General features: G+C 61.5%; 11 protein-coding genes, 1 tRNA gene and 2 pseudogenes. 2 read left to right on the forward strand and 12 right to left on the reverse strand.

Features of this window, described 5'->3' with window-relative positions; translation table 11 throughout:
- Positions 1–89 precede the first annotated feature (89 nt).
- A pseudogene (locus LRS56_29060) lies at positions 90–990 on the reverse strand (LysR family transcriptional regulator).
- Between the two features lie 209 nt (positions 991–1,199).
- Here LRS56_29060 and LRS56_29065 point away from each other — a divergent pair.
- Together LRS56_29065 and LRS56_29070 are read left to right on the forward strand one after the other, a co-directional pair.
- On the forward strand, positions 1,200–2,462 hold the full coding sequence (locus LRS56_29065; GenBank protein ID WDU62710.1) for an aminotransferase class III-fold pyridoxal phosphate-dependent enzyme: 1,263 nt from the start codon (positions 1,200–1,202) through the stop codon (positions 2,460–2,462).
- 182 nt (positions 2,463–2,644) lie between these two features.
- Positions 2,645–2,803, forward strand: a complete 159-nt coding sequence (locus LRS56_29070) for a YqaE/Pmp3 family membrane protein (GenBank protein WDU62711.1) — start codon at positions 2,645–2,647, stop codon at positions 2,801–2,803.
- A 5-nt stretch (positions 2,804–2,808) separates the two neighbouring features.
- Here the strand turns inward: LRS56_29070 and pqqE are convergent, their stop codons facing one another.
- The 11 genes and pseudogenes from pqqE to LRS56_29125 form a co-directional block, all read right to left on the reverse strand.
- On the reverse strand, positions 2,809–3,960 hold the full coding sequence (gene pqqE, locus LRS56_29075; protein ID WDU62712.1) for a pyrroloquinoline quinone biosynthesis protein PqqE: 1,152 nt from the start codon (positions 3,958–3,960) through the stop codon (positions 2,809–2,811).
- A complete protein-coding gene (pqqD, locus tag LRS56_29080; protein ID WDU62713.1) occupies positions 3,932–4,207 on the reverse strand; it encodes a pyrroloquinoline quinone biosynthesis peptide chaperone PqqD in 276 nt (91 codons plus the stop codon). Before pqqD ends, pqqE begins: the two co-directional genes overlap by 29 nt.
- Positions 4,204–4,956 carry a pyrroloquinoline-quinone synthase PqqC gene (pqqC, locus tag LRS56_29085; protein WDU62714.1) on the reverse strand — a complete coding sequence of 251 codons (753 nt, stop codon included), beginning with the start codon at positions 4,954–4,956 and terminating at the stop codon, positions 4,204–4,206. The genes pqqD and pqqC overlap by 4 nt, the downstream gene beginning before the upstream one ends.
- 11 nt (positions 4,957–4,967) lie before the next feature.
- Positions 4,968–5,879: a pyrroloquinoline quinone biosynthesis protein PqqB gene (gene pqqB / locus LRS56_29090; GenBank protein ID WDU62715.1), complete on the reverse strand. Its 912-nt coding sequence runs from the start codon at positions 5,877–5,879 to the stop codon at positions 4,968–4,970.
- Positions 5,880–5,950: 71 nt separating this feature from the next.
- Positions 5,951–6,025 (reverse strand): pyrroloquinoline quinone precursor peptide PqqA, encoded by a 75-nt coding sequence (pqqA, locus tag LRS56_29095; GenBank protein WDU65832.1) that lies wholly within the window; start codon positions 6,023–6,025, stop codon positions 5,951–5,953.
- 159 nt (positions 6,026–6,184) lie between these two features.
- A complete protein-coding gene (pqqF, locus tag LRS56_29100) occupies positions 6,185–8,533 on the reverse strand; it encodes a pyrroloquinoline quinone biosynthesis protein PqqF (protein ID WDU65833.1) in 2,349 nt (782 codons plus the stop codon).
- Positions 8,534–8,581: 48 nt separating this feature from the next.
- Entirely contained in the window at positions 8,582–9,376 is a 795-nt protein-coding gene (locus LRS56_29105) for a carbon-nitrogen hydrolase family protein (GenBank protein WDU62716.1), read from the reverse strand.
- Positions 9,377–9,386: 10 nt separating this feature from the next.
- Entirely contained in the window at positions 9,387–11,069 is a 1,683-nt protein-coding gene (locus LRS56_29110) for an FAD-dependent oxidoreductase (GenBank protein ID WDU65834.1), read from the reverse strand.
- A gap of 168 nt (positions 11,070–11,237) precedes the next feature.
- Positions 11,238–11,683, reverse strand: a pseudogene (locus LRS56_29115) (Lrp/AsnC family transcriptional regulator).
- Between the two features lie 88 nt (positions 11,684–11,771).
- Positions 11,772–11,848: transfer RNA gene (locus tag LRS56_29120), tRNA-Ile, on the reverse strand.
- 17 nt (positions 11,849–11,865) lie between these two features.
- Positions 11,866–15,609, reverse strand: a complete 3,744-nt coding sequence (locus tag LRS56_29125) for an EAL domain-containing protein (GenBank protein ID WDU62717.1) — start codon at positions 15,607–15,609, stop codon at positions 11,866–11,868.
- Between the last annotated feature and the right edge of the window lie 89 nt (positions 15,610–15,698).

The following is a 15,698-nucleotide window of genomic DNA, read 5'->3' on the forward strand; positions in this document are numbered from 1 at the left end:
TTCTGCCAGGATGGCGGAGTGAAATGGATGTCAGGGAAACAGTCTGCAAAGCCCCGCTTCGGCGGGGTTTTCTTTTGCTCGCGAAAAAGTCAGGGTTGTGCCTGCGGGGCATTCATCACGTCTTCCAGCAAGGTGCGCAGCAACGCCACCGTCGCCTGCTGGCGCTGCACGTCGCGGCATACCAACCCCACTTTCAACGGCACCCTGGGTTCACTCAAGGGTTTCCACAGCAGCAACTGGCTGTTGTGCTGGTCTTGGGAGCGCCCCGGCAATACGGTGGCCAACTGGGTATGGGGCAAGCTGTCGAGAATCCCGACCATGGTGTTCAGCTCCGCCTGCACCTGCGGGCGCCGCCCTAGGTTAGCCAACTGCCCCTGCCAGATCTGCCGAACCTGAAACTCCTCCCCCAGCAGCAACATCGGCAACTCGGCCGCCTGTTTCAGCGAGACTTTCTTGAATTCACGCAGCGGGTGGTCTTCAGGGATGACAACTTTCAACTCATCTTCGTACAGCAGCACCCCCGTGCAGCCCCGGCTGGCGTGGCGGCAAGTAGCTGATGCCGATATCCAGCGAGCCGTTCAGCAGCCGGCGTTCAATCTCCAGCCCGGTCAATTCGTAGATCTGCACCACAAGATGTGGCTGCGCCTTGCGCACACGCTCGAGCATTTGCGGCACCAGGCTGGTGTGTACGGTTTGCAGCACGCCGATGGCCAGGGTGCGCATGGCCTGGCCCTTGAAGTTGCGCAAGGCTTCGACGGCCTGTTGCAGGCCATCGATCAGCGGCAAGGCGTGGTTATACAGGGTGTGGGCGGCCAGGGTAGGCAGCAGGCGTTTGCTGCTGCGCTCGAACAGGCTGACATCCAGGTTCTGCTCCAACTGGCGAATCTGTTGCGACAACGCCGGTTGGGAGATCGACAGGCGTTCAGCGGCACGGCCTACATGGCCCTCCTCATACACCGCGACGAAATAACGCAGTTGCTTGAAATCCATAAGACTTACTTATCGAAAAAGCTGGAAAATCGAAATGGCTGTTGGCCCCCGAGACGCCTAGTCTAGCGCCTATTCGCAGGGCTTACAGGGCCGGATCGGGCAATGAATAGCGTGTATGTTGATGGCGTTTACATAGGCAAGTCAAAAAACCTCAAGGCATTCCGTGCACAGGCAACCGACCAAGGTCCGGTTGCCATCGGGGGTGAGCTGTGAACCTGTTCCGTCGTCCTGCCCCGAGCCTCGACGATTTGATCCTCGACGCGCCGTACGCCGATCCCTCCAGTGAATCCCTGATGCCCACCGTAGCCAAGCCTGCCCAGGTGTTCGTGCGCGGCCAGGGCTCCTGGCTCTGGGACAGCGAAGACCGCGCCTACCTGGACTTCAGCCAGGGCAATGCCGCCAACAGCCTCGGCCACAGCCCGCAGGTGTTGATCAAAGCCCTGGGTGACCAGACCCAGGCACTGATCAATCCGGGTATGGGCTTGCATAACCGCTCCCAACTCAACCTCGTCGAACGCCTGAGCCACCGCACCGGCAGCGACCAGGCTTACCTGCTCAACAGCGGCGCGGAAGCCTGCGAAGCGGCCATCAAGTTGGCGCGCAAGTGGGGCCAGCTGCATCGCGGCGGCGCTTATCGCATTATCAGCGCCAGCAGCGGCTGCCATGGCCGTAGCTTTGCCGCGATGGCCGCCTCGGCAAGTGCCTGCGAAAACCGCTTCGAGCCGCAGCTTCCGGGCTTCAGCCATGTGCCGTTCAACGACCTGCCGGCGCTGCATGCCGCCGTGGATGCGCAAACCGTCGCCATCATGCTGGAGCCGATCCAGAGCGAAGCCGGGGTGATTCCCGCGACCGAGCACTACCTCAAAGGGGTCGAGCGCCTGTGCCGCGAACTGGGGATTCTGCTGATCCTCGACGAAGTACAAACCGGCCTCGGCCGTTGCGGCACCTTGCTCGCCGAACAGCAGTATGGCGTGCGCGCCGACATCATCACCCTCGGCAAGGGCCTGGGCGGCGGCGTGCCACTGGCGGCACTGCTGGCGCGTGGCAAAGCCTGCTGTTTTGAAGTGGGCGACCTGGAAGGCACTCATCATGGCAACGCGCTGATGGCGTCGGCCGGGCTGGCGGTACTCGATAGCGTGCTCGGGCACGGCTTTCTGGAACACGTACGTGAGACCGGCCTGCACCTGGGCGAAGGCCTGGCACGCCTGGCCTATCGCTACGACCACGGGCAATTGCGCGGCCACGGCCTGATGTGGGGCCTGACGTTGTCGGATGATTCTGCCGATGCGGTGGTAAAAGCCGCGCTGCACGAGGGATTGATCCTCAATGCCCCACAACCCAACTGCCTGCGTTTTACCCCGGCCCTGACCGTGAGCAAAAGCAACATCGACGAAATGCTCCTGCGCCTGGCCCGCGCCTTCTCACGCGTGCGCACCGCGCAACTGCAATGCCGCAAGGGCATCGCCGTTTAACCTCTTATTCCTGAACCGTCTCGCGGCATACGCGGCGCCTCCAGCCTGATTCTTTTGGCTGGGGGCGTTTTTTTGTTTGCTCACTTCAGGGTGGCCCAGTGCCAGATTCCACTGAACCCTCACGAACGGCCAAGGTCGATTAGCTACACGGCTCACACGAGCCGATTTTTTGGAGCTTACCCATGGACATCATTCGTATCATCATCGCCATTCTGCTGCCGCCACTGGGTGTGTTCCTGCAAGTGGGTTTTGCCGGCGCGTTCTGGCTGAATATCCTGCTGACCCTGTGCGGTTACTTCCCCGGCATCATTCACGCCGTGTACATCATCGCCAAGCGCTGAGGCGGTCAGCCTTTTGCGATGAGCCGTGAGTTGCGCTCATTGCGAAAGGCCAGTTGCTCGATGGTCTGAGTGGCATGTTCGGCTTCTTCCCGCGCCTTGAGGATGATGCCGTGCTGCTCGGACTTGCTGCACACCGGGTCGGCGTTGCTCGCATCCCCCGTGAGCATGAAGGCCTGGCAGCGGCAGCCGCCGAAGTCTTTCTCTTTTTCGTCGCAGGAACGGCACGGTTCGGGCATCCAGTCGTAGCCGCGAAAGCGGTTGAAGCCAAACGAGTCGTACCAGATGTGCTGCATGCTGTGCTCGCGCACATTGGGAAATTGCACCGGCATCTGTCGGGCGCCGTGACAGGGCAGGGCGGTGCCGTCCGGCGTCACTGTAAGAAAGATACTGCCCCAGCCGTTCATGCAGGCTTTCGGGCGTTCTTCGTAGTAATCCGGCGTAACGAATATCAGCTTGCACGGGTGGCCTTCGGCTTCGAGCTTGGCCCTGTATTCGTTGGTGATGCGTTCGGCGCGTACCAGTTGCTCCCGCGTCGGCAACAACCCCACACGATTGAGCTGCGCCCAGCCATAGAACTGGCAGGTGGCGAGTTCGACAAAGTCTGCTTCTAGCGCGATGCACAGTTCGATGATGCGGTCGATCTTGTCGATATTGTGCCGATGGGTCACGAAGTTCAGCACCATCGGGTAGCCATGGGCCTTCACTGCGCGGGCCATTTCCAGCTTTTGCGCGAAGGCTTTTTTGGAGCCGGCCAGCAGGTTGTTCACCTGTTCGTCGCTGGCCTGGAAGCTGATCTGGATATGGTCCAGGCCGGCCTTCTTGAAGTCGCTGATCTTCTGCTCGGTGAGGCCGATGCCGGAGGTGATCAGGTTGGTGTAGAAGCCCAGCTTGCGCGCCTCGGCGATCAGCTCTGCGAGGTCCTGACGCACCAGCGGTTCACCGCCGGAAAACCCCAGCTGCGCAGCGCCCATTTCCCGGGCTTCGCGAAATACCTTGATCCACTGTTCGGTGCTCAACTCCTTGCCCTGCTCGGCAAAATCCAGCGGGTTGGAGCAGTACGGGCACTGCAACGGGCAGCGGTAGGTCAGCTCGGCCAGCAGCCACAGCGGCAGGCCAATGGCCGGCTTTTCAGGCAAGGGTGATCCAGTGCTCAGCACGGGCGACCTCCATGAATTGCTCGATGTCATCACCCAGCTCAGGCACGCCGGGGAATTGCTTATCCAGCTCGGCGATGATGGCCGCCACGTCGCGCTCGCCATCGATCAAACCACCAATCAACGCGGCGCTGTCATTGAGCTTGATCATGCCTTCGGGGTAGAGCAACACATGGCCTTTTTGCGCGGGCTCGTACTGGTAGCGATAGCCCGGGCGCCAGGTCGGTGTTCTGCTGCGATCAAAGCTCATAGGGTGATCCCTTTATGCCATACCCGCTGCTCGGTCACGCTGTGATAGGGCGGGCGTTTCAGTTCATAGGCCATGCTCATGGCGTCCAGCATGCTCCACAGGATGTCCAGTTTGAACTGGAGGATTTCCAGCATGCGCTCCTGGCCCTCACGGGTGGTGTAGTGCTGCAGCGTGATCGCCAAACCGTGTTCAACATCGCGCCGAGCCTGGCCCAGGCGGGTGCGGAAATATTCGTAGCCGGCCGGATCGATCCACGGGTAATGCTGCGGCCAGCTGTCGAGTCGCGACTGGTGGATCTGCGGCGCGAACAATTCGGTCAGTGAGCTGCTGGCGGCTTCCTGCCAACTGGCACGGCGCGCAAAGTTGACGTAGGCATCCACCGCAAAACGTACGCCGGGCAGCACCAGCTCCTGGGAGCGCAGTTGGTCCGGGTCGAGGCCGACCGCCTGGCCCAGGCGCAGCCAGGCTTCGATACCGCCGTCTTCACCGGGTGCGCCGTCATGGTCGAGCAGGCGCTGGATCCACTCGCGGCGGATCTCGCGGTCCGGGCAGTTGGCCAGAATCGCGGCGTCCTTCAGGGGGATGTTCACCTGATAGTAGAAACGGTTGGCAACCCAGCCCTGGATCTGCTCGCGGGTGGCGCGGCCGTCGTACATCGCCACATGGTAAGGGTGATGAATATGGTAGAAGGCGCCCTTGGCTCGCAGGGCCGCTTCGAATTCGACGGGCGTCAGCGGTGTGTCAGTCATTTCGTCTGCTCCTACAATTCAATGCTCATGCCGTCGTAAGCTACTTCGACATTGCGCCGCACCAACTCGGCCCGCTCGGGGGAGTCTTCATCGAGGATCGGGTTGGTGTTGTTGATATGGATAAGCACCTTGCGCTGCTCGGGCAGTTGCTCCAGCACTTCGAGCATGCCGCCTGGGCCGTTTTGCGCCAGGTGGCCCATCTCGCGCCCGGTGCGGGTGCCGACGCCACGGCGCTGCATTTCATCGTCGTCCCACATCGTGCCGTCCACCAGCAGGCAGTCGCTGCCGGCCATGATCTCCAGCAACGGCGCGTCGACCTTGCCCAGGCCCGGCGCGTAGAACAGCTTGCCGCCGGTGCGCAGGTCTTCGACGATCAGGCCGATGTTGTCGCCCGGGTGCGGGTCGAAGCGGTGCGGCGAGTAGGGCGGCGCGGCGCTGCGCAACGGCAGTGGGGTGAAACGCAGGTTGGGGCAGGCCGGGATGGTGAAGCTGGCGTCCAGCTCGATACGGTTCCAGGCCAGGCCGCCGTTCCAGTGAGTGAGCATGCTGAACAGCGGGAAACCGGTGCTCAGGTCTTCATGGACCATGTCGGTGCACCACACCTGGTGCGGGCAGCCTTCGCGCAGGCTCAGCAGGCCGGTGGTGTGGTCGATCTGGCTGTCCATCAGGATGATCGCGCTGATGCCGGTATCGCGCAGGGCGCGGCCGGGTTGCATCGGTGCAAAACCCTGGAGTTGTGCGCGAATATCCGGCGACGCGTTGCACAGTACCCAATTCACGCCGTCGTCGGAAATCGCGATGGACGACTGGGTGCGCGCCTGGGCTCGCAGGCTGCCGTCACGAAAACCTGCGCAGTTCACGCAGTTGCAGTTCCACTGTGGGAAACCACCGCCGGCGGCGGAACCTAGAATCTGGACAAACATGGCCACTCCATCAAGCAAAACTCAAAACAAAAACGCCCCGGGCGAACCGAGGCGTTGTATTACCCAGCGGATTACCGGCTGGCGAAGTACATGGTGACTTCGAAACCAATGCGCAGATCAGTGTAAGCAGGTTTGGACCAGGTCATATTCATACTCCTACCAAGGGATGGGACGTTCACTACCAAGTAATACATATAGTCCACCTCCAGTCGCAGATGTTCAGAGGTGTGCTAGGGAATGTTACGCAATTCTTTTCAAGTTAGCGCTGTCTTGAAGGAAAAAGCCTTTTGCAGGGGCGGCAATGATCAGCCTGCCGTTTGCCAGCAATCGTTGCTGCACGGGCCGTTGGCGACACAGTGCCAGCCGCCTGCAGCGTCGTTCAACTGCTGCGCGGCGTGTTGCAGGTCTTCGCGTGTACAGGCCTGGATCGCCTGTTGGAGCTGCGTGAGGTAATCCGACGGATGGCCCGCCAGATGCGCGTGCCAGAGCAGTTCGGCGGCTTGTGCGGTGGGCAGCGTCTGTGCCGAGAACTGCTGTGCCAGCGCCTGGTTACCCAACTCGTCGCGGCTATCGATCAGCGCCGGCAGTTGCTTCAGGAAGGTTTGCAGATGATCGGCGATGCCTTCCAAGGATGCGCTGGGGGACTGCACGCCCAATAGCAGGCCGGTCTGCCGGTTTATCTGTCGGATGCCGCTGAACACGGCGTAGCCGATTTGCAGCTCTACCCGCAGGCGTTGGTAAAACGGCGCTTGGAGCCGATGGCCGAGCAGTCGCCAGGCGGCCTCGTCCGCCAGGGACAGACTTGGCGTTGGGCAAAAGAGCAGCAATGCGGCTTCGCCAGAGTCGATTTCAAGCGCATGCCAGATACGCTGGCCGCTGAGCGATGGCTGTACGTGGTTGAGGTTCGAAGGCTGCCCTGGCAGGCGGGCCGCTGCGGTTTTGATCGCAGCTTCGTACGCAGGAGAGAAACCCAACCCCAGGCCATGCCAGCGCGCAGTGGCCCAGGATGCCGATTCGGGTGTGGCAGGGGTGCAGCAAGCGGGCAGCGCCTTGAGCAATTCTCGGATGGCAATCATGGGTGGCGAGGCGGCTGGGGCTGCCTGCGGTTCGCTCAGGCGTTGCGCTAACCCATCCAGCACGGCTGGGATGGGCTCCTGTAGCCCGACCATTTTCACCCGTCCGTCATTGCCCAAGGGTTCGAATGACAACTCGACGCCCGCCTGACGTGCAGTTTCGCACAGTGACTGCACTGCGCTTTCCAGGCCGGACGGGGCAGACTGCCATTGCAGATACAGGGCAGCTTCATCACCGTCATCCGCCAATGCCTGGCTGAAGGCCAGCGCCGATACGTCACGACGCCCTCTGGAGCGATCCTGGGCAAAGGTGCGCAAGCCTCGGTGGGCGCTGGTCTGGCCGCGGATCAGGCCGGCGCGCTCTTCCTTGGCGGGCGGGCGCAGGAATGGGTTGGGCGGCGGTAGCTGCCAGGCATGCCGGGAGGGCGGCAGGCAAAGTGAGTCGAGCATGCTCTTGAGGGCGACGACAGCCGGTTCCGAGAGTGCTTCGCTGTCGTGTCGAGCCAGTGCGAGGGCACCTTGGGCCTGCTGTTGGCGAGCCGCCAGCAAGGCGAATTCTTCTCGCAATAATGCCCAGTTGCTGTGTGCGAAAAAACTCAACCAGTCGTGCAGCAACGCCTCGATCTGTGTCGCTGATTCAACGGGACCATTGAGCGTAAAGTCGATATCCAATACCGCCTGACCGGCGAAGTGATACAGCACCGACGCCTGCAGGGCGCTGCCCAGTTGTCGTGCTTTCAGTTCAGCCAGTAACCCGCCGGGTGTCGCGGCGTTAAGCCACGTGCAGAGGAATTCCAGTGCTTCACGGGGCGCGTTGCACGTGAGGACGTGATGCAGGTGATCATGGGCGATGTGCTGATAGCTCAGTGCCTGACCCTGCATCAATGCCGGTGGCGCGTGTTGTGGTCGTAGGGGCCCTGAGGTCAGTTGCTCGCTGAAGCGCTGTGCCAAGCCTTCCAGTTCTTCCAGTGGCTGCGGGCCTGCCAGGCTCAAGGTCATCTGGCCGCTTTGATAGAAATGCGTGTGGAATTCGCGCAACGCCTGCTGAAATGCCTCACGCTCCACCGGCAGGCTGTCGCGGTTACCCGCGTGGAAGCCGCGCAGCGGATGATCCGCCGCCAAGCCTTCCAGCAGCGCGACTTGCTGCTGCGCCTTGGCATCCTGCGACCAGGCGACAAACTCCGCGTGCAGCACTTCGCGCTCGCGCCGTTGGTCCTCCAGCGTCAGGCGCGGGTGGGTCAGCATGTCCGCCAGTCGCTCCAGCCCACCGGCAAACGTTGCAACCGGCAGCTCAACGAAGAAGTCCGTGGTGCGCTCACGGGTGCTGGCATTCACCTGGCCGCCATGGCGTTGTACGTAGGTCATCAGCCCTTCGCCCGTGGGAAAACGCTCGGTACCGAGGAATAGCAGATGCTCGAGGAAATGTGCCAGCCCTGGCCAGGTGAGTGGCGCGTCATGGCTGCCGGCCGCCACCCTTAGCACTGCTGCGCAACGCTTCAAACGCGGCGCATGCTGCAAGGAAACCCGCAAGCCGTTGGCCAGGGTCAGATGAAGGTGATGAGCGTGGGCCGGCGCAGGCATGGGCACTTCCGAAACGTGGGATGTGGCCATGTTACCAAACCGGCTGGATCAGGGCTTGTGCAGCGCTGCGTACAACTCGGGGCGGCGGTCTTGCAGATAGTGGTTGGTGGCGCGCGCATCGATGATTGACTGGCGCTCCAGCGTGCCGACGATCAAGGCTTCATCCAGACCCGCCTGCGCAATGCGTTGGCCATCCGGCGCGGCGATGCTGCTTTGCCCACAGTATTGAATGTCGCCTTCGTGGCCACAGTAATTGGCGTATGCCACGTAGCACTGGTTTTCAAAGGCCCGCGCCCGCACGGTCACGTCGGCCACGAAGTCGAACGGCACCATATTGGCGGTGGGCACCAGGATCAGTTCGGCACCGGCCAAGGCCAGGCGCCGGGTGTTTTCGGGGAACTCCAGGTCGTAACAGATCAGAAACCCGAGCTTCCAGCCGTTCAGCTCCACCAGCGGGAAGTCATCGCCCCCGGCACTGAACATCGAGTGGTCCAGATCGCCGAACAAGTGGGTTTTGCGGTAGTTGCACAGGCGCTGGCCGTGGGCGTCGATCAGTTGCACGGCATTGTAGATCTGCCCGTCCTCGGCGCGCTCCGGATAGCCATACAGAATCGCCAGGCCGGCACTTTGCGCCAATTCGGCAATCGCCTGTGCCGACTCGCCATCCTGCGCCTCGGCCAGCGCGCCCACCGCCTCGGCGCCAATGTTGTAGCCGCTGAGGAACATCTCCGGCAGCACCAGCACATCGGCATCCGACGCTTCATGCGCCAACTGGTGCAGACGCTTGAGGTTGCCGGCCACATCCAGCGGCAGCGGCGGGCATTGGTACAGGGCGACGCGCATGTTGAACTCCTTAATCGGCCAGGGCGATTGGCCCGATTTCATCAAACACATCACCCGGCCCCGGGTTCTCGGGGTGAGTGCTGCCGCCAAAGTGGGTCATGATGCCCCACACCGCGTTCAGCGAGGTCTGTACCGCGCCTTCGACCCAGGCCGGGGTCCAGGATACGTCGTCGCCCGCGATAAAGATCCCGCGTTGTTCGGCGGGCATGTCCTTCTGCATAAAGTGCGCATACATCCGCTGGTTATAGCGATAGTGCCCGGGCAACGCACCTTTGAAGGCACCGAGGAAGTGCGGGTCGGCCTCCCACGATACGGTGATCGGGTCACCGATGATGCGCGCTTTGATATCGACTTTCGGGTAGATCTTTTTCAGTGCATCCAGGGCCAGTTTCACCCGCTTGTCGATGGGTTGCGGGAGCATTTTCAACGCGTCGCTCATCCACGAGTACGACAGGCAAATCACCCCCGGCTTGTCGTCGCCGTTGTCGAAGAGGTAGGTGCCACGGGTCAGGCGATCGGTGAGGGTCATGCTCATCACGTCGCGGCCGGTTTGCGGGTCTTTGTCTTTCCAGAACGGGCGATCGACCATTACAAAGGTTTTCGATGACTGCATGTAGCGCGTGCGGTCCAGGGCCATCCACATCTTTTGCGAGAACAGGGTTTCGTCGCATTCGATCTGGGTGGTCAGCAGCCAGCTCTGGCAAGTGGTGAGCACCGCCGCGTACTCGCGGGTGTCGCCATAATTGTCGGTGACCGCAAAGCGGCCGTCGGGGGCGTGCGCAATGCGTTTCACACCCGCCCGTGGCGCACCTCTGTGCAACGAACTGAGGCTGGTCCCGGCCGGCCAGTGAGCGCAACGCTCCGGCACATGGCGCCAGATGCCCATGGGCACCTGGGCCACGCCGCCGACCACCAGGTGCTGGTGGTCGTCGCAGTTGGTCATCACCACGCGAAAGATTTCCAGCATCGAGTTGGGGAAGTCCGAGTCCCAGCCGCCGGTGCCGAAACCAACCTGGCCAAACACTTCGCGGTGCAGGAACGAGAGCTTGGCGAACGCCTTGGAGGTAGCGACAAAGTCATAGAAGGTGCGGTCGTCCCACAGCGGCACCAGCTTATTCCACAGCTCTTTGAGGCGCGGTACGTCACGGTCGCGGATGGCTTGCTGGATATCGCCGAACTGCGAGCCGGCCTCCAGCGCATCGGCCCAGGCGTCGGCGACTTCCTGAAACAGCACCGGCAAGTCGGAAAGTTTTTGTGCGTAGTGGGTCTGGCCTTCCAGGTCGATGACTGTGCTGCCAGAGGCCGGGGTCAAAGGGTTGGGGAAGGGTTTGGTCTCCAGGCCCAGCTTGTCCACATAGTGGTAGAACGCGGTAGACGACACCGGGAAACGCATGCCCCCCAGCTCGGCGATGATGCCTTCAGCGCCCTCAAAGGCCTGGGAGCGCAAGCGGCCGCCCATCTTCGAGGCTTCGTATACCACCGGCTTCAAGCCCAGTTTCATCAACTCGTAGGCGGCCACCAGCCCCGCGATCCCGGCACCGACAATCGCCACCTCGGCGCCATGGTTGGCGGCCGGAATGCTGCCCAGGCCCGCCGGGTGCTCGATCCAGTCATCAAAGGCAAACGGGAAATCCGGGCCGAAGATGGTGATGGGTTTCTTACCGTCTGCGGGGTGGCGATTGGTCTTGCTGATGGTGCTGGACGGAATGCTCATGGCTGACCCTTGCTGACGACTCGGCAGGACGTGACCCGCTGAGTATAGGAAAAGATGGCAGCCAGTTTAGGGAGCGTAGCGTTCGTTAATAAGACGCAAAGTGTCGTCGGATTGAATTGTTTTTAGTCAGAGTGACGAACCTGCTGGTCAGACTGGCTGGCCACGATCCAATTTGTTACTAAGGATGATCGAGGTGGTGGTTTTCTCCACACCGTCGACGCTGCCGATCTGGTCCAGCAACTGATCAAGCTGCTCCGGCGAATCGGTGCGCAGCCAGGCCACGTAATCGAACTCACCACTCACCGCGCACAACTGCTGCACCTGGGCCATGGCACTCAACCTGCGCAGCACCTCCTTGCCCGAGCGCGCCTGCACGGTGATCCCTACGTACGCTTGCAAACCGCCATCGACCACACGCTGCCCGAGGCGCACGCCATACCCTGTGATCACCTGGGTTTTTCCAGCCGCGCCAGGCGCGACGTTACCGTGGTACGCGCAATGCCCAACTGCCGGGCGAGCATGGCCACGCTTTCGCGGGCGTTGATCTGCAGGGCGGCGATCAGTTGGCGGTCGATTTCATCAAGGACGGGCAAGGGCAGGGCTCCAGTGCTGGCGGCAATGGGGGCGTATGTTACAGGCTTCCAGACACACAAATGCCGCGCAATGCGCGGCATTTTAAGTTGGTGGGCCCACACGGACTTGAACCGTGGACCAAAGGATTATGAGTCCTCTGCTCTGACCAACTGAGCTATAGGCCCTTGTAACAGGTCGCGGATTATAACGATGGTTTCCCCGCTGTGCTATCCGAAAAATCCTCAATGCTTATACGAAGAAACGTCGCTGCAAAAAGCTCCGGCGGTAGCGGCAGGCTGACGATGTAACCCTGCATCTGTTCACAGCCTTCGGCGGTGAGGAATGCTTGTTGCGCGGCGTTCTCCACGCCTTCGGCGATGATGGTGAATTGCATGCTTTGGCCCAAGGCGATGATTGCGCGCACGATGGCGGCGTCGTGGGGGTCGTCGGGCAGGCCGCGGACGAAGGATTGGTCGATTTTGAGGAAATCCAGCGGCAGGCGCTTGAGGTAGCTGAGGGATGAATAGCCGGTGCCGAAATCATCGATCGCCAGTTGTACGCCCAGGCGTTTGAGTTGGTGCAACACTTCCAGCGCTTCTTCGGCCTGGCTCATGATGAAGTTTTCGGTGATTTCCAGTTGCAGGCAGCCGGGGTCGAGGTCGTAGTCGTGTAATAGCTGTTCGACGCGAGCCAGCAACCCGGGGTGGCGTAGTTGCGCGCCGGCCAGGTTGACCGACAGCGGGCCGAAGTCATCGAAGGTGGTTTGCCAGGCGTGCATTTGTCGACAGGCCTGTTCCAGTACCCAGTCGCCAATCTGCAGGATCATGCCGTTCTCTTCGGCCAGGGCAATGAAGTGTTCGGGGGGCACGTCGCCAAAGGTGGGGTGGCGCCAGCGGATCAGCGCTTCGGCGCCGATCAGTTCCTGGGTCTTGAGGCTCAGTTTGGGCTGGAAAAACAGGCTCAGCTCGTTGCGTTCGATGGCGCGGCGCAGTTCATGTTCAAGTGCCACGCGTTCGTTGGCCTGGGCGGTCAGGTCGCGGGTATAGCTTTCGACCCGGTTACGCCCCTTGGCCTTGGAGCGGTACATGGCGGCGTCGGCGTTTTTGACCAGGGTGGCTACGTCGGTGCCGTCCTCGGGGTACAGGCTGGTGCCGATACTGGCGCTGATAAAAAACTCGTGTTCGCCGGCCTGGAAGGGTGGGGTGAAGCAGGCCAGCAGTTTATTCGCCAGGTGCTGGGCGTCGCTGGCGTGTTGCAGGCCGGGGAGCAGGATGATGAATTCGTCGCCACCGAGGCGCGCGACGGTGTCGATATCGCGCAGCTGCTCCTTGAGGCGAACGGCAATGTCTTTGAGCAGCAGGTCGCCAATCGGATGGCCCAGGCTGTCATTGATGTGTTTGAAACGGTCCAGGTCGAGAAACAGCACGGCGCCTTGTTTGCCGGTTTCCTGATGGCCATTTAGGGCGGCCTGCAAGCGGCTTTCAAACAGCGTGCGGTTGGGCAGGCCCGTGAGTGGGTCGTGGTGGGCCTGGTAGTCGAGCCGCGCCTGGGCCAGCTTGAGGCTGGAGATGTCGGCAAACACGGCGACGAAGTGCGTGATCATCTGGTCGCGGTTGCGTACGGCGCTGATGGTCAGCCAGCTGGGGTACAGCTCGCCGTTCTTGCGCCGGTTGGAAATCTCGCCCTGCCAGTGGCCCTGGGCCGTCAGTTGGTGCCACATGGCCGCATAGAACGCGCTGTCATGCAGGCCGGAGGCAAGCAGGCGCGGCGTATTGCCGAGGGCTTCGGCTTCGCTGTAGCCGGTGATTTCGCTGAAGGCACGGTTGACGGCGCTGATGTGCTGCCGGGTGTCGGTGATCAATACACCTTCGGCAGTGCTTTCGAATACGGTCGCGGCCTGTTGCAGTTTTTCCTGCATCAGTTGGCGTTCGGTGATGTCGCGGGCGATGGTCAGCATGCAGTCCTCACCGGCGATCGGCAGGGGGCGGCTGGACACTTCACACAGCCGTATCTGCCCGTCGCTGCGGCGTATATGGCAGATGAAATCCCGTACAAAGCCATCCCGGTGCATCAGTTCGAGCATGTGCTTGCGTTCGTTGAGGTCGACCCAGATGCCCAGGTCCAGGGTCGACTGGTCGAGGGACGCCGCGCTGTTGAAGCCAGTGATGCGGCTGAAGCCATCGTTGACTTCAATCAGCAGGCCATCACGCTGTCGGCTTAGCAACAAGCCGTCAGGGGAGGCATGGAAGGCTTTGGCGAATTTCTCTTCGGAGGTTTGCAGTTGTTGCTGGGTTTCCTTCAGTTGGGTGATGTCGCGCACCACCACCACCAGGGCTTCGGTGGTGTCGAGCTGAAAGGGCTCGGCCGAGAGCAACCCGGTAAACGCCTGGCCGTTACTGCGCAGGAACGGCATTTCCAGGTTGCGAATGCTGGTGGTCTGCACCCGTTTCAACAGGTCGGGGCCGATGCCCGGAAGGCCCCAGATATTCAGCGCGGTCGCGGTTTTGCCGACCACCTCTTCGGCGCTGAGGCCAACCTGGTCCTCGAACGCCTTGTTAACCTCCAGCAGGCAGCCGTCGGATAGCCGTGCGATCACCAGAATGTCGGGGCACTGCTGGAACACCGAGGCAAACTTCTGCTCGGACAGCTGCAGTGCTTCTTCGGTGCGCTTGGCTTCGCTGATGTCGATCATCAAGCCGCGCAGCACGGGCTCATGCCCGTGTTCGATCAGGCTGACAATGTCGCGCACCCACAGGCAGCGGCCGTCGGCGGTGATCACGCGGTAATCGATGCTGTGATCGCGGTTGGCGCGGGTTTCGCGGTAGCAATAGGCTTCGGTGCGTGTCAGGTCGGCGGGGTGAATAATGTTGCGCCAGAAGCCTGGGATCAGCCAATGCGCCCGCGGGTATCCGAGCAACTCCTCGGCATGCGGTGACACGTAGCTGTAGGTAAAGTCGCTAATGCTGGCTTCCCAGGCGATGGCGGACAGGCTCTCCACCAGGCCGCGATAGTGGTATTCGCTGCTGCGCAGTTCCTGTTCGAGGGCAACCCTGCGGGAAATTTCCGAGCTGAGGCGGCGATTGATCCGAATTACGATGGCTAAAACGGTGCTGAGTAACAGCACTGCGGGCAGGCCGTACATCAGCAAGTCTGTCCAGAATGTACGGTGATCGGTAAAGCTGCCGACCCAATGTTGCTGGATGGCCTCGGTTTCCTGCGGGCTGAGGTCGGCCAGCACCTTGTCCAGAATGCCGACCAGCATCTTGTCGTCACGCGGCACGCCCATCGCCAATTGATAGCGATAGGGTGTCTCGCCACTGACGTACAGGCCGTCGAGCTTGAGTTCGCGCAGGCTCCAGACGCTGGACGCCAAGTCGCTGACTACGGCATCCACTTCGCCGGTGGCCAGGGCTTGCAGTGTGGAGCTGACGTTGGGCAGGGCCACCAGGTTGAGGTCCGGGTGGTGGGTGCGCAGCAGCTCATGAGGTGCGTAGTTTTCCACCACGGCAATCTTCAACCCGTAAAGGTCCTTGAGATTACGCGGCCGTGCGCCGCCTTCGTGGGCCAGAATCACCATTGGGAAGTCGATATAAGGCCGGGTGAAGGCCAGGTAATTCTGGCGTTCTGGGGTCGACATGATGCTGGGGATAAGGTCCAGCTGGTTGCTTCGTGCCATTTCCAGCACGGCGCCCCAGCTTGGCGGTTCGATCAGCTTGACCCTGACGCCCAGGCGGTCCTGGATCAGGCGCACGTAATCCGCCGACAAGCCCTGGTAGCGGCCATTTTCATCACGGTATTCGAAGGGTGGCCAAGAGGCGTCCACCCCCAGGCGCAGCTCCTGATGGTCCGCCAGCCAGCCACGCTCATCATCAGTAAGAGTCAACGCGCCAGCCGTTGCGGTCCAGGTCAGCAGCGACAGCAGCAACACAGTCGGCAATCTGGGCATAACGGTCTCGTTATGGCACGGGGAATGTTTCGAGTGTAGACGGGCATTTCGGGGGAGGGGGTGTTGCGAAGGGCTTTATCGATACAAAA

This window comes from Pseudomonas poae, from assembly GCA_028869255.1.
In the GTDB taxonomy this organism is placed as follows: Bacteria; Pseudomonadota; Gammaproteobacteria; order Pseudomonadales; family Pseudomonadaceae; genus Aquipseudomonas; species Aquipseudomonas poae_C.

What these genes read in the sequence shown, in the direction of transcription:
- LRS56_29070 (WDU62711.1), top strand. Translation starts at nt 2,645, where the DNA reads ATGGACATCATTCGTATCATCATCGCCATTCTGCTGCCGCCACTGGGT.
- pqqD (WDU62713.1), bottom strand. Translation starts at nt 4,207, where the DNA reads ATGAGCTTTGATCGCAGCAGAACACCGACCTGGCGCCCGGGCTATCGC.
- pqqC (WDU62714.1), bottom strand. Translation starts at nt 4,956, where the DNA reads ATGACTGACACACCGCTGACGCCCGTCGAATTCGAAGCGGCCCTGCGA.
- pqqB (WDU62715.1), bottom strand. Translation starts at nt 5,879, where the DNA reads ATGTTTGTCCAGATTCTAGGTTCCGCCGCCGGCGGTGGTTTCCCACAG.
- pqqF (WDU65833.1), bottom strand. Translation starts at nt 8,533, where the DNA reads ATGCCTGCGCCGGCCCACGCTCATCACCTTCATCTGACCCTGGCCAAC.
- LRS56_29105 (WDU62716.1), bottom strand. Translation starts at nt 9,376, where the DNA reads ATGCGCGTCGCCCTGTACCAATGCCCGCCGCTGCCGCTGGATGTGGCC.
- LRS56_29125 (WDU62717.1), bottom strand. Translation starts at nt 15,609, where the DNA reads ATGCCCAGATTGCCGACTGTGTTGCTGCTGTCGCTGCTGACCTGGACC.